The organism is Pirellula sp. SH-Sr6A (genome assembly GCF_001610875.1).
GTDB lineage: Bacteria > Planctomycetota > Planctomycetia > Pirellulales > Pirellulaceae > JBKCUI01.
Genome location: NZ_CP011272.1, coordinates 26,087 through 52,653, shown reverse-complemented (window position 1 = coordinate 52,653; position 26,567 = coordinate 26,087). Strand labels below are relative to the sequence as shown.

The 26,567-nt window shown below is 52.7% G+C and carries 21 protein-coding genes; 13 read left to right on the top strand and 8 right to left on the bottom strand.

Annotated features, from left to right (window positions below; all coding sequences use genetic code 11):
* Window positions 1-10: 10 nt before the first annotated feature.
* The gene (locus tag VN12_RS00210) at window positions 11-1,018 is read right to left on the bottom strand and encodes an NADPH:quinone reductase (protein WP_146674937.1); all 1,008 of its coding nucleotides are present in this window, start codon (window positions 1,016-1,018) and stop codon (window positions 11-13) included.
* Between the two features lie 157 nt (window positions 1,019-1,175).
* Between VN12_RS00210 and VN12_RS00205 the strand changes: the two genes are divergently transcribed.
* The 5 genes from VN12_RS00205 to VN12_RS00185 are packed head-to-tail and all read left to right on the top strand — an operon-like array spanning window position 1,176 to window position 8,858.
* The gene (locus VN12_RS00205; RefSeq protein WP_146674936.1) at window positions 1,176-2,456 is read left to right on the top strand and encodes a hypothetical protein; all 1,281 of its coding nucleotides are present in this window, start codon (window positions 1,176-1,178) and stop codon (window positions 2,454-2,456) included.
* A complete protein-coding gene (locus VN12_RS00200; RefSeq protein ID WP_240491271.1) occupies window positions 2,429-4,327 on the top strand; it encodes a S1C family serine protease in 1,899 nt (632 codons plus the stop codon). Before VN12_RS00205 ends, VN12_RS00200 begins: the two co-directional genes overlap by 28 nt.
* A complete protein-coding gene (locus tag VN12_RS00195) occupies window positions 4,327-5,367 on the top strand; it encodes a S1C family serine protease (protein WP_146674935.1) in 1,041 nt (346 codons plus the stop codon). The genes VN12_RS00200 and VN12_RS00195 overlap by 1 nt, the downstream gene beginning before the upstream one ends.
* 3 nt (window positions 5,368-5,370) lie before the next feature.
* The gene (locus VN12_RS00190) at window positions 5,371-7,395 is read left to right on the top strand and encodes a trypsin-like peptidase domain-containing protein (protein ID WP_146674934.1); all 2,025 of its coding nucleotides are present in this window, start codon (window positions 5,371-5,373) and stop codon (window positions 7,393-7,395) included.
* A 2-nt stretch (window positions 7,396-7,397) separates the two neighbouring features.
* A complete protein-coding gene (locus VN12_RS00185) occupies window positions 7,398-8,858 on the top strand; it encodes an NAD-dependent succinate-semialdehyde dehydrogenase (protein WP_205855155.1) in 1,461 nt (486 codons plus the stop codon).
* Window positions 8,859-11,154: 2,296 nt separating this feature from the next.
* Here the strand turns inward: VN12_RS00185 and VN12_RS00180 are convergent.
* From VN12_RS00180 to VN12_RS00165, 4 genes are all read right to left on the bottom strand, one after another.
* Window positions 11,155-11,661: a hypothetical protein gene (locus tag VN12_RS00180; RefSeq protein WP_146674933.1), complete on the bottom strand. Its 507-nt coding sequence runs from the start codon at window positions 11,659-11,661 to the stop codon at window positions 11,155-11,157.
* A gap of 130 nt (window positions 11,662-11,791) precedes the next feature.
* Window positions 11,792-12,145, bottom strand: a complete 354-nt coding sequence (locus tag VN12_RS00175; RefSeq protein WP_146674932.1) for a hypothetical protein — start codon at window positions 12,143-12,145, stop codon at window positions 11,792-11,794.
* Between the two features lie 301 nt (window positions 12,146-12,446).
* Entirely contained in the window at window positions 12,447-12,878 is a 432-nt protein-coding gene (locus VN12_RS00170) for a hypothetical protein (RefSeq protein WP_146674931.1), read from the bottom strand.
* Window positions 12,879-13,691, bottom strand: coding sequence for a recombinase zinc beta ribbon domain-containing protein (locus VN12_RS00165; RefSeq protein ID WP_146679728.1), 813 nt, complete (start codon window positions 13,689-13,691; stop codon window positions 12,879-12,881). It lies immediately after the preceding gene.
* Window positions 13,692-13,932: 241 nt separating this feature from the next.
* On the opposite strand from VN12_RS00165, the gene VN12_RS00160 reads away from it, so the two are divergent.
* From VN12_RS00160 to VN12_RS00145, 4 genes are all read left to right on the top strand, one after another.
* Window positions 13,933-14,496 carry an ECF-type sigma factor gene (locus VN12_RS00160; protein ID WP_146674930.1) on the top strand — a complete coding sequence of 188 codons (564 nt, stop codon included), beginning with the start codon at window positions 13,933-13,935 and terminating at the stop codon, window positions 14,494-14,496.
* Window positions 14,493-16,784: a serine/threonine protein kinase gene (locus VN12_RS00155; protein WP_146674929.1), complete on the top strand. Its 2,292-nt coding sequence runs from the start codon at window positions 14,493-14,495 to the stop codon at window positions 16,782-16,784. The genes VN12_RS00160 and VN12_RS00155 overlap by 4 nt, the downstream gene beginning before the upstream one ends.
* A gap of 137 nt (window positions 16,785-16,921) precedes the next feature.
* A complete protein-coding gene (locus tag VN12_RS00150; RefSeq protein ID WP_205855154.1) occupies window positions 16,922-18,826 on the top strand; it encodes a PQQ-binding-like beta-propeller repeat protein in 1,905 nt (634 codons plus the stop codon).
* 601 nt (window positions 18,827-19,427) lie between these two features.
* Window positions 19,428-19,796, top strand: a complete 369-nt coding sequence (locus VN12_RS00145) for a helix-turn-helix domain-containing protein (protein ID WP_146674928.1) — start codon at window positions 19,428-19,430, stop codon at window positions 19,794-19,796.
* 428 nt (window positions 19,797-20,224) lie between these two features.
* On the opposite strand, the gene VN12_RS00135 is transcribed toward VN12_RS00145, so the two are convergent.
* The gene (locus VN12_RS00135) at window positions 20,225-21,769 is read right to left on the bottom strand and encodes an IS1380 family transposase (RefSeq protein WP_146674927.1); all 1,545 of its coding nucleotides are present in this window, start codon (window positions 21,767-21,769) and stop codon (window positions 20,225-20,227) included.
* A 30-nt stretch (window positions 21,770-21,799) separates the two neighbouring features.
* Here VN12_RS00135 and VN12_RS00130 point away from each other — a divergent pair, with 30 nt between their 5' ends.
* Both VN12_RS00130 and VN12_RS00125 read left to right on the top strand, forming a co-directional pair.
* Window positions 21,800-22,312, top strand: a complete 513-nt coding sequence (locus tag VN12_RS00130; RefSeq protein ID WP_315850194.1) for a Fic family protein — start codon at window positions 21,800-21,802, stop codon at window positions 22,310-22,312.
* Window positions 22,313-22,436: 124 nt separating this feature from the next.
* Window positions 22,437-22,676, top strand: a complete 240-nt coding sequence (locus VN12_RS00125) for a hypothetical protein (protein ID WP_146674926.1) — start codon at window positions 22,437-22,439, stop codon at window positions 22,674-22,676.
* Between the two features lie 62 nt (window positions 22,677-22,738).
* On the opposite strand, the gene VN12_RS00120 is transcribed toward VN12_RS00125, so the two are convergent.
* Window positions 22,739-23,617 (bottom strand): hypothetical protein, encoded by an 879-nt coding sequence (locus VN12_RS00120; protein WP_146674925.1) that lies wholly within the window; start codon window positions 23,615-23,617, stop codon window positions 22,739-22,741.
* A gap of 8 nt (window positions 23,618-23,625) precedes the next feature.
* Entirely contained in the window at window positions 23,626-23,877 is a 252-nt protein-coding gene (locus VN12_RS00115) for a hypothetical protein (RefSeq protein ID WP_146674924.1), read from the bottom strand.
* 822 nt (window positions 23,878-24,699) lie between these two features.
* On the opposite strand from VN12_RS00115, the gene VN12_RS00110 reads away from it, so the two are divergent.
* Entirely contained in the window at window positions 24,700-25,158 is a 459-nt protein-coding gene (locus tag VN12_RS00110) for a hypothetical protein (protein WP_146674923.1), read from the top strand.
* 140 nt (window positions 25,159-25,298) lie between these two features.
* Window positions 25,299-26,423, top strand: a complete 1,125-nt coding sequence (locus tag VN12_RS00105; protein ID WP_168164104.1) for a hypothetical protein — start codon at window positions 25,299-25,301, stop codon at window positions 26,421-26,423.
* Window positions 26,424-26,567 lie beyond the last annotated feature (144 nt).

The following is a 26,567-nucleotide window of genomic DNA, read 5'->3' as shown; positions in this document are numbered from 1 at the left end:
GTCCGTGCCTTCAATGTTGGGAGTAGTTGGGTTCGAGAACGATCTTTCCAGCGAGAATGCTGCTCTTCTGTACCGTGTGCTGTTCTTGCAATCGATGGGCTTGAGCTGCTTCTTCTAAGGGGAGAACGCGGTCGATCTGCGCGCGAAGCGCTCCGGATCGGACCCAATGATTGATATCGGCAGCGGAGGCAGCCTGCGATTCGGCGGATTCCTTGAACATCGCAAAGCCGTGGAGCGAACAACCCTTCACGTAGAACGGGCCCACAGGGAAGTGCGGTCTCGCATCGCGACCCGCCATCAGAATCATCCGAGCGTTGGGTGCCATCGACGACACCGCAAAATCGAAGTCCGGTTCTCGGAGGGTTTCCCAAAACACGTTCACCCCGTCCGGCGCATACTCTTTGAGACGATCTGCGATCGACTCGCGGTTGTATTCGATGACGTGGTCCGCTCCCAACTCCAAACATCGTTGGGCCTTTTCCGAACTGCCCGCCGTCGTGATGACGGTAGCCCCGACGGCCTTCGCCATCTGGAGAACCATCGATGAGACTCCACCCGTACCACCGCGTACGAAGAGGACCTCTTTTGCCTTTAATTGCGCCCGCGAAAACAATCCAAGATGGGCGGTAATGCCCACCAACGCGATTGCCGCCATGTCTCGGTCCGTTGCCCCCTCTGGGGTGGAGTAAGCCCACTTGGGATCGATTGCAATCGTCTCCGCAAAAGTCCCTTGCCTGCCGAGGAGCCCTTGGTTGGAGCCCCAAACCCGCTGGCCGACTTGATGGGAACGAACATCTCGTCCAACCTCTATAACGGTACCGGCGAAGTCGCAGCCGAGAATAAAGGGGTTGGGCAGTGGCCAATAGTTTGCCCCACCGCGAATGTAGGTATCGATTGGATTGACCGAGACCGCTGCGACCCGGATCAGAATTTGATCGGCCGCACAGGCGGGAAGTGGCAATTCCCCATACTCGATGGCTTCAGGTGGCCCCGGTTGCCGAATATATGCCGCTTTCATCGCACCTCAAGTCTTACGAATGCGTTGAGTTCGTTCCTTGTCCGTTCCATTTGCGGTATACTACCAAATGAGTTGCAAGGACGCCGTACCAACTGCAGGAATTCTCACAACGATGAATCGAATCTGCTTATTTCAACGACACCGCCCAAGGACTTCCGTGCCGAGCTTCAACTATCGATCTTGGCGACCCCAATCTCGACCTCATGCAGCCTTCCGCTCGATTGGGCTGATGGCGATCGCGTCGGTTCTGTTTTTTGGGCTTGTTGGCAACAGCTCCAAAGCCTCCTTGAAAGCAAACCTTCAACAAGTTCGCATTTCCAAGATCGATGGTTCGAATTTGGATGGAGAGTTGCTGGAGCTCAGCCAAGCGTCGGTGCGTGTGCGAACCGGTGATGGCGAGCAATCGGTCCCTGCCTCAGAAATTGGAACGGTCAAACTGGCCTCCCCTCCCGCATCGGTGAAGCCCCCTGTATCAGTCCTAGTCACGGTCGATGGTTCGCAACTTCGATTCGATTCCCTGACTGGCAAGGGGGAGGAGTGGACTGTCGAGTCCGCATCTTGGAAATTGACCTCTCCCCTTTCCTCCAAGCAGTTGGTCTACGCGCAGCTCAAACCTTTTGAAGCGAATCTGGAGGGTCCATGGCGTGACATCCTCGCCGAGACCATTACATCAGACGGATTGATCCTGACGCGTCCGAGTGGGGAACTGACCCGTGTCGGGGGTACGATTGTCGAAGTCCGGCAATCGCAAGTGGCGTTTGGGTTCGACGATCAGAAATTGGAGATGTCGATCGAGAAACTCCTTGGAATGACTTGGTTCCAACCCACCCAACCCCGCATCACCCCAGCGATCGAAGTGGTCACCGTCGATGGCTCGATTTGGAACAGCACCCGCTTGGATTGGAAAAACGATCGCTTGGAAATCGAAACTCCGTCGAAGGTCCTCGGTTCAGTCCCTCTGGCGAACATCCTCGAGATCCGGTTTGGCACCGCAAACGTGCGCTGGGTCTCCTCTGCCGAAAAGTTGGGAGCTACGGTGGACGAATGGGGCAATTGGAAATTTCTTTCGCCCAGCACACCCAGTGCATTTCAACCTCGATTCGTGCGAGCCACCTCGTCCCGCGATCCCGGAGCGGCGAACCAAGACCTCCTGTTCTCATTGCCTGGCACCTACACGTTCCGAGCTCCGGAAGGGGTCGCACGCCTAGAATCCCGCGTGGAACGAACGCAGCGTGGAGATTTCCGTGCCGAACTCCAGATAGAAGTTCGCCAAGACTCTGAGGTGATTTACTCAGGAACACTCGCACCCGACCAAACCGTTCTAAGTATCCAAGCGGCAATCGCATCAGAAAAACGAATCACGTTGGTGGTCAAAAGTCGCTCACCCTCCCAAACAGGAACGGAAGTCCAATGGAAACAACCGCGACTTCTTCGTTAAAGAATACCCGGATCATTTCTTCGGCGCATCGGTTGGTAATGAAAGGCGAATGGATGAACCGCAGGGTGCTGAGTTGGCTAGGAGTCGTCTCGGCGATCTCGACTTTCTCGTTGAACGGGACATGGGCGTACGGACAGGAAGACGCGCCCCCCAACCCGCCGCAGCCGATTGTCTTGCAGGCCGAGACGGAGCGCATCGAAGCCATGCAGCGCGCGAGCCTCGCAACCGTCGCAGTGCATGGTGCGGATGGACAGGGTGGCGGGTCGGGGGTCTGTATTTCCAGCGACGGGTATGTGTTGACCAATTTTCACGTTTCCAGTCCGTTCGGACATCGCATGAAATGCGGCATGAACGATGGGAAGATGTACGACTGCGTAGTGGCAGGCATCGACCCCACTGGGGACTTGGCCGTTTTGAAAATGTTCGGCAGGGAGGATTTTCCTGTCGCGACGCTGGGCGATAGCGATAAAGTGCGTGCGGGGCAGTGGTGCTTTGCTGCCGGAAACCCTTTCGTATTGGCAACCAATCTTCAGCCGACCATTACCTACGGCTTGGTGAGCGGTGTTCGGCGGTACCAATACCCCAGTGGTACGTTTCTGGAATACAGCGATTGCATCCAGACCGACGCCGCTATCAATCCAGGCAATTCGGGTGGCCCGTTATTCAATATGCGTGGCGAACTGATCGGTATCAACGGACGATGCTCCTTCGAAAAACGTGGGCGCGTAAACGTCGGAGTGGGGTATGCAATCTCGATCAAGCAGGCGATGAATTTCTACTGGCAACTTCGTTCCGGCCGAGTCGTTGATCACGCTACGTTGGGATTTACCGTCGCCACCGACACCAAGGGACTGGTTACCGTCAGCAACATCTTGGAAACCAGCGATGCATTTCGTAGAGGGATTCGTTTCGGTGATGAGATTCTGCGAGTCGGGGACCGCGACATCGGTACGACGAACCAACTAAAAAACATCTTGGGTATCTACCCAGACTTGTGGCGTATCCCGGTCCGCTACCGGAGCGAAGATGGAGTTTTCGACACATACGTTCGACTCCAAAGCCTTCACTTGCCTAGCGAGCTTGAAGAAATTGTCGAAGGAGAAAGCAATCGACCTTCCCAACCTCCTCGGCGCGACCCGAAAGAAACGCCTGGCGAATCCGAGCCACCCTCGCCAACCGATCCGCCTGCCGTTGAGAAGGAAAACGAAAAGCAAGCCGATGCACTAGCGGATTTTTACGAAGCCAAAAAGGGATTTTCCAATTACTACTTCAATAAATCCGAGCTGGATCGCATCACTCAGCTTCAAAAAGCGCACACCCTCTTTACGGAAGCAGACGCGAATGCTGGGTTGTGGAAATGGCAAGGGGAATTGCCAGCTGAGAATCAGACTTGGTCGGGTGAATGGTCGGATGCGTCGCTGACCTTCAAAATGGGAGATCAATCCGAAACGCTCCCTGCTGTGCAAGGTTGGCAGCAAACGGTTAAGAAACAATCACCGATGAGCCTTGCTATCGCCCTCCGCGTTTGGCAACAGTGGCATGCAAAAGGGCCTCGGTTGATTGGCGAAGCAATCTACCTGGGGCGCAATCCGGTCGTCGGAGAGCGAGAACTCATGGACACCACAAAACTCACCATCGGTGAAGTCACTTGTTTGGTATACACCGATCCTGAGGACGGTATGTTTCGGCTCGTGGAAATTTTCCCCGATACCATCAGCGATCCGGCTGAGGTTTACTTCGAGAAAGCCGATTTTAACAATCGGCTCCGATTCCCGTCGGTACTGCGGCTCCAGTTTGGGCTCGAGACGAAACTCATCGCGCAAATCAAATCCCATCAGTTCCTTCAGCCGAGCAAGGAGGAGGGACTGTAATGAAACGCTTCCTGCGCAAAACTCTTGTCACACTCGCCGCGTTAACTGCATGGTCGCACTCCCAAGTTCTGACGCTCCCTGCCCTGGGGACGGAACCCGATTCCATCCTTACCACGCAGGAGCAATTGGTCGACCAGGTTCAAGAGAAGGTCGTCAAACTGTTTGGAGCAGGAGGGGCACGAGGTTTAGAGAGCTACCAAAGCGGCATTCTGGTTGGCAACAATGGACACATCGTCACCAGCTGGACGACTGTACTGGATGTCGCCAAAGTGCGTGTCGTGGTCTTCGATGGACGGAGGTTGGATGCCACGGTCGTAGGTGTCGATCCCGCGAATGAAATCGCGCTCTTGCAAGTGGAAGATGCGGGCCTCACCGGTTTCCCTTTGGACTCCAAACCTCAGCCGACGGTGGGACAGCGGGTCTTCGGGGTCAGCAATTTATTCGGGATCGCAACGGGCGACGAATACTGCAGCGTTCAGAAAGGGGTTGTCATGGCGATCGCCCCGCTGACGCAGCGGCGAGGTAAAACGAAGTCGCTTTATCAAGGCAAAGTCTATGTGCTCGATGTCATGACCAACAATCCGGGAGCGTCTGGCGGGGCATTGGTCAATCTCCGAGGTGAATGGATCGGAATGCTTGGCAAAGAGATTCGAGACGAACAGTCGGGCATCTGGCTGAACTACGCACTCCCACTCGAGGTGGTCCAATCTTCCATCGATCGCATCTTGAAGGGAACCGCGACTCTCGATTTGGAGACCGCCAAATCGGTGGAAAAGCCTCATCGACTTCCCGATCTCGGCTTGACGTTGATTCCCGATGTCCTTCCCAAAACACCTGCCTTTGTCGACGACGTCCGAAGCGGGTCTATCGCAGCCCAAGCAGGGCTGCAAACCAACGACCTCATTCTTTTGGTGAATGATCAACGCATCGACTCTCGAAAGTCCCTGGAAAAAATCCTCAGCACCATCAATCGGGCCGACTCGTTTCAACTCTTGGTGCAACGAGGACAAGAGCTCATTCGCATACAAGTAAGGCCGTAATCGATGCGACGCACACCAATCCCCTCGCTTCTTATCGCTTTCGTTTTGTCCCTGGTCTGTTTCTTTCCTTTGGCAGTGGCGCAACAAATCCCTCTCGACATCGCGGAAGAAGCTGCCATGCAGTCCGCCGCGAATTGGGCACAGGGAAGCGTGGTGCAGATCGAGACCTTTGGCGGGATGGAGATCGTCAATAAACAAGCTGTTGCACCTGGCCCATCGACGGGCACGGTCTTATCCAAAGAGGGATGGATCGCCACCAGTAACTTTTTATTCAAAGGGCAACCAGCATCGATCACCGTCATATTACCGAACGAAGAACGCAAGGCAGCAAAATTGGTTGCTCGCGATTTCAGCCGCGAAATCGCGCTGCTTAAAATCGATGGCGATGCAACATTGCGACCGATCGTTCCCAGCGATCCCGCTACATGGCGCGTCGGGCAATGGACCATTGCACTTGGAAAAAGCTTCGACGTCCGATCCGCTAGCCGCAGCGTAGGTATTTTGAGCGCCAAAGGTCGGATTTGGGATAAGGCGATTCAAACCGACTGCAAGATCTCGCCTCAAAACTATGGTGGGCCTCTGATCGATCTCTACGGGAAAGCGATGGGGATCCTCACCCCGATCAATCCGGGAATCGTAACGGAGGGTGAGGTCGAACAATGGTACGACTCGGGAATTGGCTTTGCCATTCCATTGTCCGATATCCTTGAACGACTACCTGTTCTTCAATCGGGGCAGGATATCTATCCGGGCAAGGCCGGGTTTCGCGTCCGAGGAAGAGACGAGTTTGCCGAGGGTATTGTGCTAAGCGGCGTTTCGCCGGGTTCGCCCGCTGCCAAGGCTGGACTCCAAGCAGGGGATCAGGTCGTCCGGGCCGGACGCTCGGAAACTGCCCTAAAACCGGTTGCGACGCACTCGAACCTCAAACATGCCATGGGGCCGATCGACGCGGGACAACCATTGGTTCTCGAAGTCACCCGGGGATCGCAGACGGTGCAGTCCTCGATGACTTTGGTGAAGGAGCTACCCCCTTATCGCGAACCGTATCTAGGACTCATCGCCTCGCGCCAACCCAACGGTTCCGAAGAGATCTTGCTGGTACTCAACGAAAGTCCTGCGAGCAAAGCTGGCCTCCAAGCAGGAGATCGAATCACGGGGTTTTCCAATGAGAGCCTAAGCAACGAGAAGCCGTTGGAACTGCTTCTTCCCTTTTGGGATTATCGAGAAGCTTTGCCGCTGAACGTTCTAAAAAAAGGTGAAAGGGACGATAAAGCGGCAGCGATTGTCACGGTGCAACCCTCTGTTCGGCCTGCTAATGATATTTCCCTTCCTCCGTTTACCTATCCCCGCCCGGAGAAAGCTCCGGTGGAATCGAAGGAACCTGCGGCCAAACAGCCCGCGAAAGGAACCGTTCAGATTCCGATTGGTGATGTGAAGAACAAAGCATTCGCCATCGTTCCCGCCAATTACACTGCCGATCTTGCCCATGGACTCCTGCTCGTATATGCCGATGCGGGGCAGCAAGAATCGAAAACTTGGTCCGATCTTTGGGAGCAGTTTGGCGCCGATCACCGTTGGATCATCGCAGTCGTTCAATCTGCAGACGAGCGAGCTTGGAGCTTCGAAGAAGTAGAAGTGGGTATGCGTGTTCGATCCTATATGGGAACCAATTACACGATTGACAAGCGGCGCACATGCGTGGCTGGAATCGCGTCGGGTGGTGTGCTCGGCCTAGTGACTGTTGCACAGTTTCCAGACGATTTCAACGCGGTGTGGCTCAGTGATGCAAAGATAGGGAGTCGCGTGCGACTGGCGAGTGCCGAGCCGGGCAAATCTCCTCGTTTCTTCATCAATGGAGACGATGAAAGCCTATCCGGCTTTGTCGAGCGAATCACGGAAGCGGGATACGCAGCTAGCTACTACAAGGAGACTTGGAGCACCCTCAAAAGTTCCGATGCCGCAAATGCTCAAGACACGCAGATCTTTTCCAAAGTCCAACGTTGGCTTCAACACTTGGAAGCTCTCTAGTCATGTTCGATCACTCAATGCCCCATCCGCTGCTTCGAACGGAGGCCTTCATTGGAGGAAACTGGTACCGCGGCGAAAGGGAGCGACGAACTGCGATTTCCAATCCTGCAACAGGGGCCGTGCTCGCTGAAGTTGTCGATTTGCAACAAAAGGACTTGGAATGGGCCGTCCAGTGCGCCTACCAAGCCTTTCCGTCGTGGAGACGAATGGTAGCTGGCCAACGAGCGCTACTGCTACGGGCGTGGTACGACGAGATCATGCAACATGTTGAGCCGTTGGCTGAGATTATCACATTAGAACAGGGTAAACCGATCACGGAATCGATCGCGGAAGTTCGTTATGCAGCCTCCTTTATCGAATGGTTTGCAGAGGAGGCGAAGCGTTTGTACGGGGAGCTGGTGCCACCCCATATGGCCGACAAAAGGATTATGGTGACGAGGCAGCCTGTGGGTGTGGTGGCGTCCATCACACCTTGGAACTTCCCCGCTGCGATGATCGCTCGAAAGGTAGCACCGGCTTTAGCGGCCGGTTGTACCGTGATTGCCAAGCCAGCGCCACAAACCCCCTTTACGGCGTTGGCCCTGGCAGCACTTGCCGAGAAAGCAGGTTTGCCAGCAGGTGTCCTCAACGTCGTTCCGACAACCGATTCGGAGATGGCTGGCAACTTGCTCACCAGCGACTTGCGCATTGCCAAGATAAGCTTCACAGGCTCCACAGCCGTTGGCAAAAAGCTGATGGCGGCTTGCTCTGGCACACTGAAACGTCTCTCGCTGGAACTGGGCGGAAATGCTCCCTTTCTCGTCTTCGATGACGCGAATTTGGAAGATGCCGTTCAAGGCGCAGTGGCGAGCAAGTATCGCAATGCAGGACAAACCTGTGTTTGCGCCAATCGATTCCTGGTCCATCGCTCCGTTTCGGATGTGTTTGCATCGAAACTGGCAGCGGAAGTCCAGAACCTGCGAGTCGGAAATGGGATGATGCGAGGGGTTGATCAAGGCCCATTGATCAACGAGTCGGCTGTTCAAAAAGTGGAGGCCCATGTGCAGGATGCGATCAGCAAAGGGGCAACACTCGTTTGCGGTGGAAAGCGTCATCCGCTTGGAGGAACGTATTTCACTCCAACTGTTCTGACAGGTGTCAATCGAACCATGCTTATAGCACATGAGGAGACGTTTGGGCCCGTCGCTCCTATTATGACGTTCGATTCCGATCAGGAGGCAATCGATCTGGCGAACGATACCCGAGCCGGACTCGCCGCCTATTTCTACACCGAAAGCTACCAGCGTTTTTGGAGAATCTCCGAGGCCTTGGACTACGGGATCGTAGGTCACAATACCGGTCTGATATCCACGGAGATCGCTCCGTTTGGGGGCATGAAGGAATCGGGGGTGGGGCGAGAGGGCTCCCGGCATGGAATCCTAGACTACACCGAGCTGCAGTACATCTGCTCTCACATCGGTTAGCCTTTTTAGGGTCCATCCGGCATCACCGTGGGTAGTGCATAATTTCAGGGGAAAGGACCCCACTGAAATGCAACTTCATGGTCTGTCTCCGAAGTCAGTTCAAAACCACCCTCTTTGGTCACGTGCCTCGCGTGAAGTGTCCCGAGCATGGCGTCAAGTCGGTCGCTGTTCCTTGGGCCGAGCCGCAAGTCGCTTCACCATCATGTTCAAGAGATCGAGCGTGGCAAAGCCCGAAAGGAACGCTCCTTGCTTCCAAGAATGGGTATCGACGAGAAGGCGGCTTTCGAAACATCGAGAACTGCAATAAAGCTTCTAGTTCTACTGTGACGGACTTGATCCTCAACCACGGAAATGCCGTGGGACCTGGATATTGCTAGAATCGACAGTTCAGCGTTTTGAGAAGGCAGGAACACTAATCTCCACTGATTCGCACTAATCAAAAACCGCGACAATCTTGTTGCTACTCCTTATTAGTGGTGATTAGCGACGATTAGTGTTCTGCTCCCATTCAATCCGAGGAGTTGAGTGGTCGCGAGGCCATAGGTTATCGATCCCATGTTCGGTAGCATACGATTGTTTGGATATCAACCAGAAACGTCCTACAAGGCCGGACCAGCGGGCGAGCAACGACATCATTGCGAAGCCCAATGCCTATCGGTTGATCAGGTAAAGGATGAGCTTGTGCAGAGGAAACCAATGCTCTTATCCGGGGAGATCTATACAGCTCCAGGGAGTAAGTCATCTCGAAGACTGAAAGCCAGGAACGACGCTACGAAAGCAGCGCCGGGCTGTATAGAAGTCAGCAGAGGCCGTAGTACTGACCTTCCAACGCCAATGGAAGCAGGAAGGGCCGAACAAGGAAGAGCCATCAATCGACTTGCCGCGAGGGAACCACCCTATGCCAGGAGATCCGAGTTTACTGGAATCCTTACGCATGGAGACCGCAGGCTCAACAGTTCGAACCGATGATACCGCGACAGCGTCCATTGAGAAACCAGCCTTGAGTTTATTCCCAATGTCTCTCATGGAGGCGTTAGTCGCCCCCTCGAGCTTAGCTCGATATGAATACGTAACCACTTCTTGGCGTAGCCAAAAAGGGAATGCTAGTCTTAGTCCCGGCAGGGACGAAAGACAATAGCCCAGTCCTTCAGGGCTGGGGTGGACGCCACCGCGTCACCCAAGTCCCGGTAGGGACGAAAGAAATCCCGGCGCGGTAGACCGGCGTCGCGATGAATTGAGTGTTACCGATTCGTTAACTTGAGTTTCCCATTCCATCAATCGCGATCGCAATACGCTTAGGATCGAAATGGTGGCTCGCTACGCGAGAGGTCAGGATCATTCGCCCAATCGTGCAACGCGTTCTTTCGTCCCTGCCGGGACTGAGGAGCGTTTGGAACACCTACCCAGCACTGAAGTGCTTGGCTAGTGTCTGCCGTCTCTATCGGGACTAAGGCAATCGGCGATACGACACGGTAAAAGCCGTAAAGGTCCATGGCATATGTCGAAGACCATCGCGAGCGGTGTAGGACTAACGAATGCGTGGTTATCGGCCCAAGGGGTCTTAAGCATGAAGACATTATGGGCAGAGCTTGAGCATCTTCGCTGAACCGCCGTATGCGGACCCGCACGTACGGTGGTGTGGGGAGGGTGCCCGGCAACGGGCATCCTTACCCGATTCGCCTCGCGTTCATGTATTTACGAGGTCGAATTGCACGAATTGTGAATTCAGTCGAAAGTGAACTTGCGATCCCAATGATAAACAGGCAAGTAAATTCGAAAAACATACCACGACGCTTTATGAAAACCTGCACCGAGTCGAGAGCACCATACTGGATGACGCAATACAACAATGGGAAGCCAATCCCAAGCATTAAACCACCGGTAGCTCGAATCCAAATGTGACTACGTCTTGTAGTACCAAGCGTGCTCCGGTCGTAGCCCAAGTTTCCGAGACAAAATGAAATGAAAGCAAACACGGCGAATTGAACCAGTAATCCGTCGGAAAAGAAACGACCCATAAATGGCAAAAATCCCTCCGGAATGGATCGGCCAATTGCAAGTCCAATGACTGCACCGATCGTGAACCACGCAAGGTGCCGCGGATTCTTTCCGTTGCCTTTTGTCCCAACAAAGGTATCGTGTTTTGACACGGCGTACGGGTTTTGTGTTGTGATTTCTAGCAACTCCTATCCAACTGCCAATAGGTACGAACGACCAAATTCATCGAGTGCGAGGAAGAGACTCAACGCAAGTCAAAACGCACGACCGAGCACTTCGCTGCAATTTTTTGTTCGTCCTATTCTACCCGATTGGTCGATCGAGGTACGCGATATGGATTATCAGTTTCATAAGGTTCCTGTTGAATGCGATCGTATTCAGGCGACGCGATGTTTTCGTTTTCGTCAAAGTCACCTCGGTGCGATCTGAATCTCCATATCGCGAGCGAAATTATTCCAGGAGGAATATAGTTCATTGCAACCCAGGTAAGCGAAAACACCATTCCAGTAATAGGTGCCAACGCGCGACCAGTATCGTTGGTCAGACGCCCCATTGCCTCTTCCATCGCAGGTGTGACCTCGGCGCCACTGAAGGACCTGTCACCATTAAGATCATGCTTATAGAGTTCGGCTTCGAGGTGCGAGTCAAGCAAATGGACACCGAGAAGCAACACACAGTAACACCCCACAATCGCAACGGGCCATAGAATAAGCCAATGTAAGCGGTTGCGTAAAAACAAGCGGTTCAGAAACCACAACGACGCAGGCAAGCCCAAGAAGACATAGTAAGCGACATGCCAGCTCATTGGCTCCCCTCTCGCGGACGAACGTGAAGCATCACCGAGCACGAGCGGTTGACTTAACGCAAGTCAAAACGGCCGATCGAGTGCTTCATGTGCATGCCATGGTTCTGTCTTTTCGTCGTCCGGTGCTGAATTAGTCTTCTAGGATTTTCCATCCAAGTTCAGCCGCAACCCTCCGAACATAGTTTCGCTTTGACTCAAGTCGCTCCTCTTCAGTTTCGCCAGTACGCTGTTTCTCGGGATCAGAAACTCGATCATCGTGCACAGTAATTCGTACAGTATCACCGGGAACTAAATCAAATTTTCCCCATCGCGGATGTTGGCCATCGACAGAGTCCAACCCACCCAGTTCAAGTTGTACCTCGTCAGAGGAGCTGGTATCGCGATCACCGTGGTCGACCACGGTAACCATTGCTGTCAGCACTCCCGCTTCCGGTAGCGACATATTGATCTTTTGATCACGAAATTCGATTGCAAGTCGTTTCATGCGGAAAGGATTCGCGACTCAGCTGAAGGACAGAACTAGTAATTCTCCGGCGCCCACGCCGGAAAACAAAAATCTCATTGTAGCCCAGCAACCGGGTCAATTGGGCTGCCTGCCCTCCAGATTTGCGTCTCACTCTCTACAAGGAAACCTGCGTTATTTCCAGGGATTTCCGCCCCAAAATGGCCTGAAGGCGTTCTAGGGACATCCCCAGCGGGTGCAGATGTGTTGCGGCAACTCGGCGTACAGTATCTCGAATTATTCGGTGCTGATGGTAATTGGCTAATCGTCCGAATTAGCCATTTCACATGGTATCAGAATCGTCGCTGCTAGGTGTCCCGAACACAGTCTCGAACAAGTATCTTTGCTCCTCCCATTCTTCGAGCATGATGATTTTACGAAGCGACTTCTCTGAGATCTCGGGTTTCCCCACGGAGAGGCGTGGCAAGAACAGTAGCTGCTCTTGGATCTCAGGGGCGAGTTGGTTAAGGGCCATGATTTGGCTCATGCGTGGTTGAGTAACTTGCTCGCGGTCGGCTAACTCGACCATGTCGGATACTTCTCCTGTTCGAAGCAGCTCATCGAAATGGATCGCAAGGGCCATCAGCCTGGAAATGCGAGGGACTCGGCCTGATGGTCTTTCTCTTCGTTTCGCTTTGTTCGGATCAATGGATCGGATCTGAATTCGACCATGCGCAGCGATGTTGATGCTGAGTTTCTGTTTGATGGTAACCATTTAGACCTCCAAGGGTTGTTGCTCTAGCGACTCGACGCCGCTGTCGTGAAACGAGATGGCGATGGTGCTTTCGCCATGGTCGAATTCGACTTTCGAAACCACCAAGGCAAGAAGTTGTGCTTTTTCCCGAGTCGTGAGAGATTCCCAGATCCGATCGAAGTCGATGATAGCCTCTTCGATCTCTTGAATGGAAAGCTCCCGCTTCTCCCAATCCGCCAGCTCACGACTGACCTTGGCAAGACTCCTTTCCGCACCCTCGATGCGTAACTGAACGTCTGCGATTCGATGCGTGATCGACTGATTGGGATCTTTGTGGATGACCAGCTGCCGTATCTCGGAATGATCGCGGTTCAGTTGCCGCGTTAGCTGAACCTTCTGCGCTTCGAGCTCCGTTGTCCCTTGCTCGGTAGACGCCATGGCTTGTCGGATGATTTCGCTGCGGATCCCCTCGTCCCGTGAAATGATTCGAATTTGGTCGGCGACGGCAGCTTCCATTTCTCCTGCGGGGAGGGAGGGACACTCACAAGCCCTCCGCCCACTCTTGATCGCTCGGACGCATGTGTAGCAACGGTAGACACGGGACTTGCGCTTTGTTGTATTGTGGACCATGGCAACATTGCATGTTGGGCAGCGAATGAGGCCATTGAGCAACCCTCCATGCTTGCTGGGCATTCGGTTCCCACGATTGAAGCTGTTCTCGCGTAGCTGGGCCTGGACACGGAGGAAGGTTTCATCGTCGATAATGGCTTCATGCTGCCCCGGGAAGAGTTCGGTCTTATGTTTGATCTTTCCACAGTAGATGGGGTTGATCATCCCCTCCAGGACTATCTATCCAGTTTGCATGTCGCGCGCCCCATAACCTGACGCTTTTTTCGGTTTTAAGGAAGGCAATTCACCCCGGAGACGACCGGTTCTGCATTCTTGGAAATATTTGGCCACGATGCTCTGGGGATTCCGCATTAGAATTGTGACTACCAAGCTAAACGGGATCGGAAGTGGTCCCCTCGAAGAAGTCTGAATGCTAACGATTAGGATGCCCCTTCGCGAAAGTCGCATGACAGAAGTAACCAAAATCCTGGAGCAGATTGAACAAGGCGATACGGCTGCTGCAGCCGAGTTGCTGCCGCTTGTATACGCAGAATTGAGGAAACTAGCGGGCTACCGACTAAATCGTGAAAAGGCTGAACAGACTTTGCAGGCGACTGCGCTGGTCCACGAAGCGTATATCCGCTTGGTCGGGAATGCAGAGATCAAGTGGGACGGTCGTTCTCATTTCTTTGCTGCTGCGGCCGAAGCGATGAGACGCATCTTGGTCGATCATGCCAGGCGTAGAAAGAGCGTGAAACACGGGGGGGACTTTGAGCGGCAGGAGCTGTGCGACGATGTGGCGATTGAGATCGGTGACATAGATCAGCTACTTGATTTGGATGCAGCCCTCACTAGACTCGCGGCAGAAGATCTCGCGATGGCTAGACTCGTCGAACTTCGCTACTTCGCGGGGCTAAGCGTTGAGGAAACAGCTAATGCCCTGGGCGTGTCGCCGCGAACAGTGAAACGCAATTGGGCGTACGCGAGAGCTTGGCTTGGGCGCGAGTTGAATGGGGGCGAATCAGAATGAGACCAGTTCGATCTTCAGAGAAATCGATCTTCTTGGAGGCCCTCGACATCGAGTCCAGCGAAGATCGCACAGCATTTATTGAATCAGCATGCTGTGGCGACGCGGCTTTGCTTGCCTCGGTCACTGCCCTTCTGCGTGAGCATGCGCGAGACGACAATCCAGTCGATACTCCGATCGTTGCCAGAGGTGATGGTCCCCCATTCGCCAATATTGCAACTGAATCGTATGTTGCCATGAACCATTCATTCTCCGGACAAGCTCTCGGAGCGATGATTGGTCCTTACAAGTTGATGGAGCAGATCGGTGAAGGCGGATTCGGACTGGTCTATGTTGCCGATCAGCAATCGCCGATTCGACGTAGAGTGGCTCTCAAGATCATCAAACCGGGTATGGAATCGCGCGAGGTACTGACGCGCTTTGAAGCGGAACGCCAAGCAATCGCTTTAATGGATCATCCAAACATCGCTCGAGTATTCGATGCTGGTGTTACAGAATCAGCTCAGCCTTACTTTGTGATGGAGCTTGTCCGAGGCGTCCCACTTACCGATTATTGTGACGGTCATCAGCTCGATATCTCCGAACGTCTCAAACTGTTTGTTGATATTTGTAACGCAGTCCAGCACGCGCATCAGAAGGGTATCATTCATCGCGATTTGAAACCTTCGAATATTTTGGTGACGCTCCAAGATGGCCATCCGCTGGTGAAAGTCATCGATTTCGGAGTGGCTAAGGCAATTGGCCAAAGCTTGACCATCAAGACGATGTACACTCGCTTCGCTTCCATGGTGGGTACGCCAGCCTACATGAGTCCCGAGCAAGCAGGCATGAGTACTGGCGACATTGATACTCGTAGTGACATCTATTCATTGGGCGTGTTGCTATACGAGTTATTGACCGGCACGACACCATTTGCTTCGGAACGATTACAAAGTGCTGGCTTCGATGAACTGCGCCGAATCATTCGCGAAGAAGAACCGCACCGACCTAGCACTCGGCTGAGTACCCTTAACAACCAACTTGCCACCACCATCGCGGCAAATCGCAATCAGGATCTTGCCAAGCTTGCCTTTTCGATGAAACGCGATCTGGATTGGATCGTTATGAAGGCCTTGGACAAAGATCGAAACAGACGTTACGCAACAGCCGGATCCATGGCCGAAGATGTGTCGCGATTCCTCGTGCATCAGCCGGTGGTCGCTTGTCCGCCATCAACTTGGTATCGCTTTTCCAAGTTCGCTCGACGCAACAAGGTCGCAATTACCACCGCATCCTCTGTGACAGCCGCATTATTGTTGGGGACGATTGTTAGCGTTTGGCAGGCGCAAGTTGCAATTCGTGAACGCGATGAGAAAGTGATCGCGCTTAACGAAGCGAAAATGGCAGAGGAGACCGCCAACAGGGCTCGTGAGGATCTGGAAGGGTTTAATCAAGGACTGAATTCAACCACTGTCTTACTTGCATCAGGTAGAGTTCACGCGGATGCACAACGATGGTCTGAGGCATACAAAGCTTATACCGAAGCGACCGAGATACTTCCCAAGTACTTCTTGGTTTGGTTGGAGCGAGGGAGACTAAATGCAAAGCTGGGTCGATGGGATGCTGCAGCAGCAGATTTTTCACAAGCTGTCGAGATTGGTTGTTCGGCTCAGCAAGCAGAGCTCTCTGGAGTGCCGCAGTTGCTGTTTTTTACAGACCAAACGAGAGCTTACGAAAAAATCACTCAGGAAATTGGGCCGCTTGGTGCAAACGATCCAGCTTCCGTGGTGACGCGTGCCTTGCTCGTCGGAGAGATCTCGCAAGACAAGGCAGCCGAATTGGCTAGCCTAGTTGAGCATATGCTATTGGATGTCGAGAACAAATCCGGTTCCAACAAAAAACTCCAACACAAATACGCATCCATGTATTACGCCGCCAACCTATACGTCGCCGGGTGGGCACATCTTCGCGCAGGCAATGTGGAAAAGGCAATCGAGCGATTGGAGCAATCGAACGATGCCGAGTGGTTTGGAAAGGGAATCGCCCATCCGCTCATCGCCATCGCGCATCACCGTGCGGGACGAGCCAACGAAGCAGTCATGGCGTTCGAGAAATCTCAAGCCTTGGTGGACCGGTTGCTCAACGAAAGTGTTAGCCGTCAATCGGGCACGCCAATGGTCCCCTGGATCGATTGGATTGAGTTACTGCTGAACCACCGTAATGCCAGCATCGTGGTGAAGGGGTACACGCCGACCGACGATCCTCGATTCAGCCAAATGCAGTTGGCTGCGGACAATGCCATCGCTAACTAAAGTATTTAAAAAGTTTGTGCAGATTCTTTGGCCCCGCTGCTTCAGCGATCTCGCATTACTTTTCTAGAGGCATCCCGACCAGTCCAAGCACGCGACTGGCTGCTTCACCCAATCCCAATACCCCTGAGGCAAATGCTATGCGGCGAATCACATGTTACCTGGCACTCTTGCTGTCGAGCCAAGTTGCCTGTGCTGAAGATTGGCCGCAATGGCAGGGACCAAATCGTAACGCTGTCTCGAGTGAAACCGGCTTACTTAAGACATGGCCTGAGGGTGGACCTCGATTGGCTTGGCGAATCGAGGGTCTCGGTGGCGGTGACAGTGCGCCTGCAGTGGCTGGAGGAAAAATCTACGGGCTTAGCAATCGTGACGGCCAAGAAATCGTATGGGCTTTATCCGAAGTCGACGGCAAGGAGCTTTGGGCAAGCTCGCTTGGTGATGCCCAGCCTCAAGATGTACCCCAATCGAAAGAAGGTCCCGGAGGAACGCCAACCGTCGATGGCAACCGTATCTATGTAATTGGAATGAGTGGTCGGATTGCTTGCCTCGATGCTAACGAGGGAAAAGTTCTTTGGAAGAAGAGCCTCAAAGAGGACTTTGGTGGAACCGCACCCATGTGGAACTTTCGCGAATCGCCACTTATCGATGGCGACAAGGTGATTTGTACGCCGGGCGCCTCCAGCGCAATGCTCGTAGCACTGAACAAAAACAGCGGCGAGGTGATTTGGAAAACAACTGCCGCTGCGATTACAACGCCAAATGCACCCGCTGCTACTGCAAGCCGTCCCAACGAAGGTGAGCGAGGTCCGCGAGGCGGTCAGCCACAAAGTGGCAATGCACCACAAGCGGCCGTGGTTACCGGTACCGAAGATTCAACGCTGTATGTCAGCGAGCACTGGGGGATGACTGGCTTCAATCAGAAGCTACCCAACGGCAAATACCAAGTGAACCTACACTTTGCGGAAACCTATCAAGGTATCACTACAACCGGGCAAAGAGTTTTCACATTTACGGTCCAAGGCAAGGAGTTCAAAGACTTTGACCCATTTCAAAAAGCTGGAGGACTTCGAAAGGCATATGTTGAATCGGTTCCAGTTGAAGTCACAGATGGCGAGTTGAAGATTACTTTCAAGCAACAAGTTGAAAATCCAGCGATCAAAGCGATCGAGATACTTCCACAAGACTCGAGCAACAAGGACCTGAAGCCAATTCGCATCAACGCCGGAGCCTCTGAACCTTTCACCGATTCCAAGAAGCAGGTCTGGAGCCCCGACCAAGGGTTTGTTGGCGGACAGGTAAATCCAGGCACCTTTGGCATGGCAGGTAGAGGATTCGGCCCCCCTGGAAATGCTGGGGGTGGCGGCCGGCGAGGTGGCTTCGGCGGTGGAGGCCGTGCAGGAGCGGCGTACTCATCCATTATTGCCATCGATCATGAAGGATCTCGACAATACGTGCAGATGACCTCCAGCGCAGTGGTGGGCGTATCGGCGGATACCGGTGAGATACTTTGGCAATATAACAAGCCATCGAACGGGATGGGCATCAACTGCTCGACCCCGATTTATCAAGACGGCCTCGTCTTCGCAGCCTCCGCGTATGGAGCAGGCGGCGGCGCGGTGAAGTTAAAGAAAACCAGCGACGGTAAGTTCGAAGCAGAAGAAGTCTACTTCACGACCAGTATGCAGAATCACCACGGAGGAATGATCGTTATTGATGGAGCACTTTACGGTGCTAATGGTGGAAACGGTGGTGGGATAATGACATGTATCGACTTCCAAACAGGCAAGATCCTGTGGCGAGATCGAAAAGGTCCGAAAGGAGCTTTGCTTTATGCTGATGGCAGGCTTTACCTTCGAAGTGAGGAAGGGCCGATTGTACTGATTGAACCATCGAAAGAAGGCTACAAGGAACTCGCGCGATTCGAGCAACCTGATCGCACCAACGTGCCAGCTTGGGCGCACCCGATCATTGCTAACGGCAAGCTCTACATTCGCGACCAAGGGATGTTGCTTTGCTACGACGTGCAAGCCTCCAAGCAGTAGTCTGTGTTGGCGAGATGAGCCGACTTGTAAATCCGGTTTTTCAATGTGGCTGTAACCGATGCAGATTTGACGTCGCGCGCCCCATAACCGGGCAAAAATTGTTTCGTAACCGGGTTCTTCTTAGTGAGCCAGACTAGCAGTGAAATGGTCCACTCTAGTGATCCAACCAGATGATTACCCCGCGGTCAAAACCCCATAACCCAGAGAGGTTGAGAGATTTTCTCTCTGTTTGGGCACTCAGAACCCCTCATCCTCGGCCCTTCTCCCCGAAGCGGGGCGAAGGGAGAGAGTGGGCAAATTCGCTGGGAATACGAAAAAAGCTGGTGATTTGCGTAGGGTGCTAAACACCAGCTAAATCGAATAACCTACTGCGGTCATTTTCCCAACCTATCAGAGCAGTTGAGTGAACCGCACTCTCCCCAAAACCGCTCGCGAGACGGAACAAATTGACGTAAATCGTTTTCGCCAAACGCCTTGTGAACAACGCCACGAAAGTATCGCCTATGAACTGGCTTGCTTTTTGTTTCATATGTGCAACAATACATAAGCCGTTTCTTCTTCTTGCCGCCGGTCATGAACAAGTCCCTTTGGATTGTCAGCTATGTCGATTTCGACGTTACTTCAAAGCCGGGTCAAAGAACTCGATATTTCGGTTTCCGACCTTGCACGGCGCAGTGGTGTATCACGGGCAACAGTGATTCGGATTCTCGCTGGAAAGGACGAGCATTACTCGGTCTCTAACCTCCAGGCCATTCTCTCAGCGCTCGGAATGACACTGGATTTCGTAGCGATTCCAGCGGAGGAGTTCAAGGATTCGGTAGCCACGCAAAAGGCTCGGCGGTTAATCGCACTTACGCAGGGAAACGTCGCCTTGGAGTCGCAGGCCGTCACCGCAAAGTCAGCAGAGCAGTATTTGAATGTGACCAAGGCGAGGATCGCATCGTCCAGGCGAAAGCTTTGGGCTTCCTAACTCTTGACGTATTGGAACAACTTTCCCCGTGAATCCATTTGGTTCAACAGGCAAAGATGACGACACACCCTTTGATGGATCGGGGTTGAGAGTAAGATCGATCAAAACGCGTCGCCAACTCAATGATGCTGAGTTCGAATCGATCCTGCGAGTGACCGAGAAGTACTTGCTAAACAAACCAAGCCACAAGCTAGCTCCATTTACCTTTAGTTGGCTACTAGGCCTCAAACAAGCGAACGCTTGTTCGTCTTAGCTTGATTTTCGCTGCGCAGCGGTCACCGAGCCAGCAGTGCTGGTCGCTTTTTTTCAATTGCTTGCTCTCCATTGTTTTATTTTATCTGGGTTAGGCGTTGCGGTTACGGTTCGCTTTGGACTTACGATGCCCCAAGCTCTTCTTGCTAGCTCGTTTCCGTGCTAGCGATTCGATGCTACAGATTGAGCACAGCACACAATCGGAAGAATGCTGATGTGTAGTCCGTCCAGTTCAGGAGCCGATGAATCGTTTTCCTGGCATGTCGTAGAATTTGGCATGGCACATGAATGAACACGGACAGAAACGTTTTAAATTCCATTGTTAGGAGCCGTTTCTTTTCTGCTTGATGTTCTTGCTCTTGACCAGTCACCACGGGGGTCAGTAGTGCAGACCAGGATTTTAGGTTCCACGCAATACTCGTTATCACCATATACGCCCAGTTGCTTTCCAAATTGTCCACCGGAGCGCACAGCGATCGAACTCCACCGGAGAGTTGTGCTATCAAATTTTCTTGGTCGCATCGGTCATTGCAGCCAAAAACAATGTCCTCGCTCGATACCGAGGGCATGTCGTTGCTGATGTAAAAGAAGTAGCGGATCTCGTCGATGAGCCGAACATCGCCCTGCTCTTTGGAGACGTTCTTCCGAACAACCACCATTCGATACGTTTTCTCGCAGGCGTTGGGTTGGTATTCGAACTCGGCCACTTCCTCATGTAGTAACTCCAGATGGACGTAATTGCGTTCCCGAATGATTTGGCGTTTGACATTGGTGGGTTTGGTACGAGTTTCATTGGTCTTGTTTTTTGGCAAGGCGCGGGTGAGTTTCTTCCATGCCGACGCATCCAAGTTGTCTGCGATTTCCTTCAGATTCGCTCGCGCCTCATAACCGAACTGGAAGCGTACTCCCAGGGCGTCCCATCCGTCGAGATACTCCGTCTGCGAGAACTTGCAGTCCCCTCGCATTCGAATGCGCCGGAAGCCTCCAGCGATACAAGTGCAGATCGCCTTATCTAAGTAGGCTGCCGCGTTGTGAGCGCTGTGAACCGAACCGCTGCGATTCACAATCGCAAGTACTTCTTTGGTGTTGGCTAAGCTGACCAGCAAAGGGTGGTATCCCCAACTCCCCTTGTACGAGATATCCATTCCTTCTTTGCACTCGGCTGTAGTTGCCACGATAACGCCATCGACATCGATAAGGGCTTGGTCAAAGAACGCATCATCCTGTTGTCTCCATACGTTGATCCTGGCTTCGTTAATAGCTTGCATCAGGGAGTCGATGTCGGATTGATGGAATCGACGGCAGAAATCGCCTGCCGTGGTTGGATCAGGAATCGAATCGGCACCGATCGCATCGAGGAATGTCGAATCGTTTCGAAGACGCTCCAAATGCTCCAGCCTCGTTCCGTTGCATAGAACATTCATAACCATCGCGAGGACGTGGTCGGATTCATGATAAGGAGCATGTGACTTTAAGAGTTGGACACGATGATTGATGGCATCGGTCAATCCGACATGCCCGGCGAGCTTGAGCATGGCGGAGACACCAGCGTAGCTGATGGCATGGGTGCGATCAGCAAGTTCGTATTTGACAGAGTTGGTAGCGAGAACGGGATTCGGATTCGAGATACCACGAGAGAAGCGATTCTCCCTTGCTACTGCGAGCCTTTTCAGGATTTGCTTCTTGCGTGCACCGATACGTTTTGCGAAACTTGACTTCACCTGAAACCCTCCGTGTGTGTGGCTTAATCGATTTGTTGTTACTTCGTTAAACCGCAAAAACACCGGGAGGTTTCAGGTTTTTTTACGAAAATCTCAAACGAACTCAACCAAGCTTCGCTTGATCGAGGACTAGATCTGCATCGAGAAATGCTAGGGTCGATTTGGAGTTGGGCGGGTCAATTCCGAACCACCCAAAAGAACATTGGCGTGAGCCCTAGCATCGTTGCCGCTGAACTCGGCGTCATTGCAATCGAAGCGGAGACGCGTCATAACGAATCCGGCGATCTCGTCATCGCGACTGCTGCCGAGTTCCATCATCGCGCAGTTTGGGTTCATCCGTTTGAGGATGGCAACGGTCGCTGGGCGAGACTCCTCGCGAATATCTGGTTGATGCAACACGGCCAACCGGTGACCATCTGGCCTGCCACCGACCTCCGCAACACGGAAAGCCCGATTCGAGGTGAGTACATTGCTGCTATGAAGCAAGCTGATATGAGAAACTACGGACCACTCGTAGATCTTCATAAAAAGTTCAGCGAGTAAAGCACTCTCTGCTTGTACCGGACTCGAACGGACAAAAACATGACTCCAAAAGAACTGCCATGGGCGAGTGGGTCGGGGACTTTGATGTATGGCAGTTCATTCGATCCTTTGAGGAAGGTAAGCTATGATCCAACCTAATCCAGACCGCAACACCATGTCGATGGACGAGAAAGTGGCTGCCGCTTGCCGCGATGCAGGGCGACAGGCGATTGAAGTAGCAGAACGAACCGGGACCGAAATTGTGACTTGGCAAGATGGTAAGATTGTCCGCCTAACCGCTGCTGAAGCACGCGCTCAATACGATCAGAAACAACTCCAGGCCTTGACGTTACGAAACAGAGCAACGGAACATAACGGAGATTGAATTGGAAATTTTTGACGAGTCGTTCGTGCCATCGGTGTAAGACGCTCAGCAAGCCACGTCTTTCAACCGAACCAGCCTGAGAGCACTCCACGAATTGTTGCTTGATCGCCCTCGCGCCATTTCCGCTCAAGCTCTTGAACAACAGGTATCGGGTTGCCTGCAAAGTCGTTCTGCCAACATCGCTTCGCTGCATCGAAAACGTCAGTTTCGATTAGAGACTCGACTACTTCACTTGCACGATCACGTTCTTCCATCGTCATCATGGCGATGACACGATACACATCGTGAGCATGTTTTGCGGCTTGCAAACGACTGAACACCCGCGATTCTTCATCCCTCGCTAGATCCTGCGATATGGCCCAACGGTCGCGGGTCGCCGTCAGCTTCATCACACTCCAAGTGACAGGGTTCGGGACGACCAAGTTGACGCCGTCTAATGAGAATTCGAATGGGTGCAGTTCGGATCCAATTGCTTCTGGATTGGTCCGACCGTGAACGCCTTGTTCCCCCAGCGATGGCTTGTGCTTGTCGCGTTTGTCCGTCGCAGTGATACCATCCACGCTAGCATCAGGTCGTTGAGCGTGCATCTCGACAACGATCAACTGATCCTCTGCAAGTCGTTTGAGAAACTTCCAACGTTGTTCAGACTCGCGATCGCTGGCGTCGAAGCCATTCTGCTTCAGGGCAGAGACGACAGACTTCTGATGGCTCGCATCCTTGATCAGATCGAGTCCGAGAACCAGGTCCACGTCTTTAGTAACGCGTGGTGTTGTGTCCAGCCAGTTTGGAATCGGTACCACGGTGGGCAAACTTGCGGAGCTTGATAGCGAGCGCTGCTTGAGGAATAGACCGTATCCGCCAGCGACGAGGATGCTGGTTGAAGAAGTAACAACGAGATCTTTCCAAAGCGGCTGAAAGTGTGGCCACAAAAGATCATCCATGATTCCCACTACGTCTTCGATGCTTTGATGATGGACGGATACAGATCCTGCGCGGTTTCACGCTGGCGAGCATCGCCAGAGTTAAGCTCAATCCAAGTCTGGATTCTACTGGCATAGCGAACCCCATCTTCGTCTTGCTCGTTGGCAAAGAACGCTGCAGCGTCTTGCGTTTCGATCAGTACGATATCCGCGAAACTGGGGACGGTCTCAGGAGTCAACGAAAGTAGCGATTCAGCCACCTTCAAGTCGCTAACTGCCACCTTTATTGGTCCGCCTTGAGCGATCGCGCAATAGCGTGTCGCTGAGGACTCACCGGTAATGGCTCTGCGAGAGTATATGACGCGTCGGGACGATCGACCGGCCGTGTGGAAAGTCGAAAAGGTTCGACTCGCTTCTACAGCAGCAGCGGTAGCATCATCGAGCGATCGACAACGAGCGGCGATCTCACACGGTTCTACGACAAATCGGGTCGAAGTATCGGAACAAGCAGAACCTCGGGGACGTCCACGCGATTTTACAGTGCTTCCGGAGCGTACCAGGGAAAAGCGGAGAAAGCCAGCAGCGGTTCAACCCGCTACTACGATTCCTCTGGCAGGTCGCTCGGAACCAAACGCCCGAAGAGTTGATCGCTTCGCGAAATGGCAATGGCAGGCATCTTTGTATCGTCGATCGGGACCGCGTTGCACCATAGTCCCTATTTGAACCAGCACGTCTATGGTCTGTCCCAGGTGGTCTTGTTTAGCTCAAGTGGAGGCGATTTGGATATTGAGTGCTCTCGAGCGCGCTGACTGCGAAGCATCCCAACTCTTACTTTTGCGTTCGCCTCAAAACCTGACGGGCCAGGGGTATTGAATCTGGTCCTTTTCCTAGTTAACGACAAATTTCTGGAAAGTAATGTGAAATTTCGCGGAACCTTCTAGCTCCGGAAGAGGAATTCAAGGCGTTGACTGACACCTACCTGTGTTAAAAGCGTTAAGCTGGTTAGGGTGATCGTGGCGGGCTTATATCGGATCGGCGTCTCTGCTGCCACCCCCGGTGCCCTCCCATCAAAGGTTCGACTGCAGAGTAATAGGAGAGAAGAAATGAGAACTCTGACACTGTATTTGCTTCTGTGCATCACAGTCGTTGCTCAAGATCAAACGCCGAATGACGCTGGCGGAGGTCCACTTCCCGCAGAGTTTGGAGATTCTCAAGATCTCAATTCGATCCAATACACCCAGATTGCAGCATTAAAGGAGGCGGTTCTCCCTGTGAGACAACGGCATGAGGGAGGTCTTCTCGACATCGGAATCCTGCTTGCAACTCGACGAGAATTGCTTGAGGCTCAGTTAGATGCAAGCAAGGAAAAGACGGAACGACTGGATGCAATTCAGGATGCCTTTATCGATAGCCTTAAAACATGGCAAAGAATCAATGTGCTGAGGATTAGTGGGAGAAAGGGGGGCGAGCCGGACGCAGAAGGTAGGGCTCGAGCAGAGCTATTTCGATTCCATGAAATGTGGCTCGAAGAAAAAGACCAACAAGAGAAAGCTCGAAACTAAGATCAAAGCTATCTTGTTACTCTCGCTTACCCGACCGAAATAGGAACCAAAAAGTTTCCTTCGGGTTTGACGGAAGACGCCAGCTTCGAAGACGTTCGAAAGAATGACTTGAAGCACTTGAGCAGGTTCACTCAGCCCTCATGGCGAGAAATGAGGGTGGCTTGACCGATATCCAGATCGTCCAAGTCGCCGAGAGGGATCTTGCCTTGGCAAAACTCGAAACGTCAGCAGGCAAAGAAGAGCGACTCGATCATATTCGTGAAGCATTTGAATCTACACTGAAAACTTGGCAACGCGTTTACGAACTTGGGCGAAACAAACGGCGAGGAAGTGAGCCTGACTCGGAAGGGGCAGCAAGAGCAGCCCTTTTCCTGTATCGAATCATGTGGTTGAAGGAAAACTCCATCGAAGCAAATGTACCCGGAGAGCCTAAACAAGCAGTACCACCAAAAGAAGATTTTTCGGAGCAGCTCTGGACCGGAAAGTCTCCTGATGGTCTTGTCGGTGTGTTTGATTTGAACGCTTTGGAAAGATTGCGAATGGAGGCCGCATCACAGAGTGCTAAGGCCTTGTGGGATCGCTATATGGGAGGACTAACCTATATCTCTTTCTTGATCGACGCACTGGAGGAATTAGCCAATGCTCAGCTAGATTCGAAAAGCGACCCAGAGCAAAGATTGAAATACATGAGTGAAGCGCTGAACGCATCGATAGATCTCTGGCGAAGGACCGAGGAACTAAAACGAGTAGGGCGACGGGGAGGCGAACCTGACCAAGTATCATTAGCGAAGGCAGCCGTGTTACGCTACCGCGCAATGCTGTTGAAAGAAGAAGAGATGCCGAAGAAAGCCGACAACGGTGTTCAATGCAAGATACGTCGATCGCTTCCGGTTGTAGAAGCAATCGCGATCATCGAAATCGATCGACTCGCCAAATTCAAGGATTTCACGCATATTTCCGCTGGCCTAAATACGACGCAGTTTGCTAAGAAGGTTGGTTTTTCAGCATCACCAGAATGGGCAGTAAGATGGAAATCCGGTCCGATTCGCTTTTTCGCAATCTTGGAATTACGCACCCGCCGATTGACGATCATTAAGTTGCAGGGAGATTCTGAGTGGTACAATGTTTGTGAAGGTCCGTTCGACGACGAAGAAGTCTCTCACCATATCAATACCTATTGTAAAGAATCAGGACATTCCGACTTTTTAATTAATCGCCTGGTCGAACTCGACTTGTTTAAAATGACGAGAATCGTTGCGGAATGATCTTGAACAAGAGAAACGCATTGCATTCGGGCGTTTATGATCATTGTATTCCTCATCCCACGCTCATCCTTTCCCTGATCAACGGATAGGTGTTGAGGTTCGCAATATTGCGCTTGCACGCCCTCTAATCCCTACTGACCAACG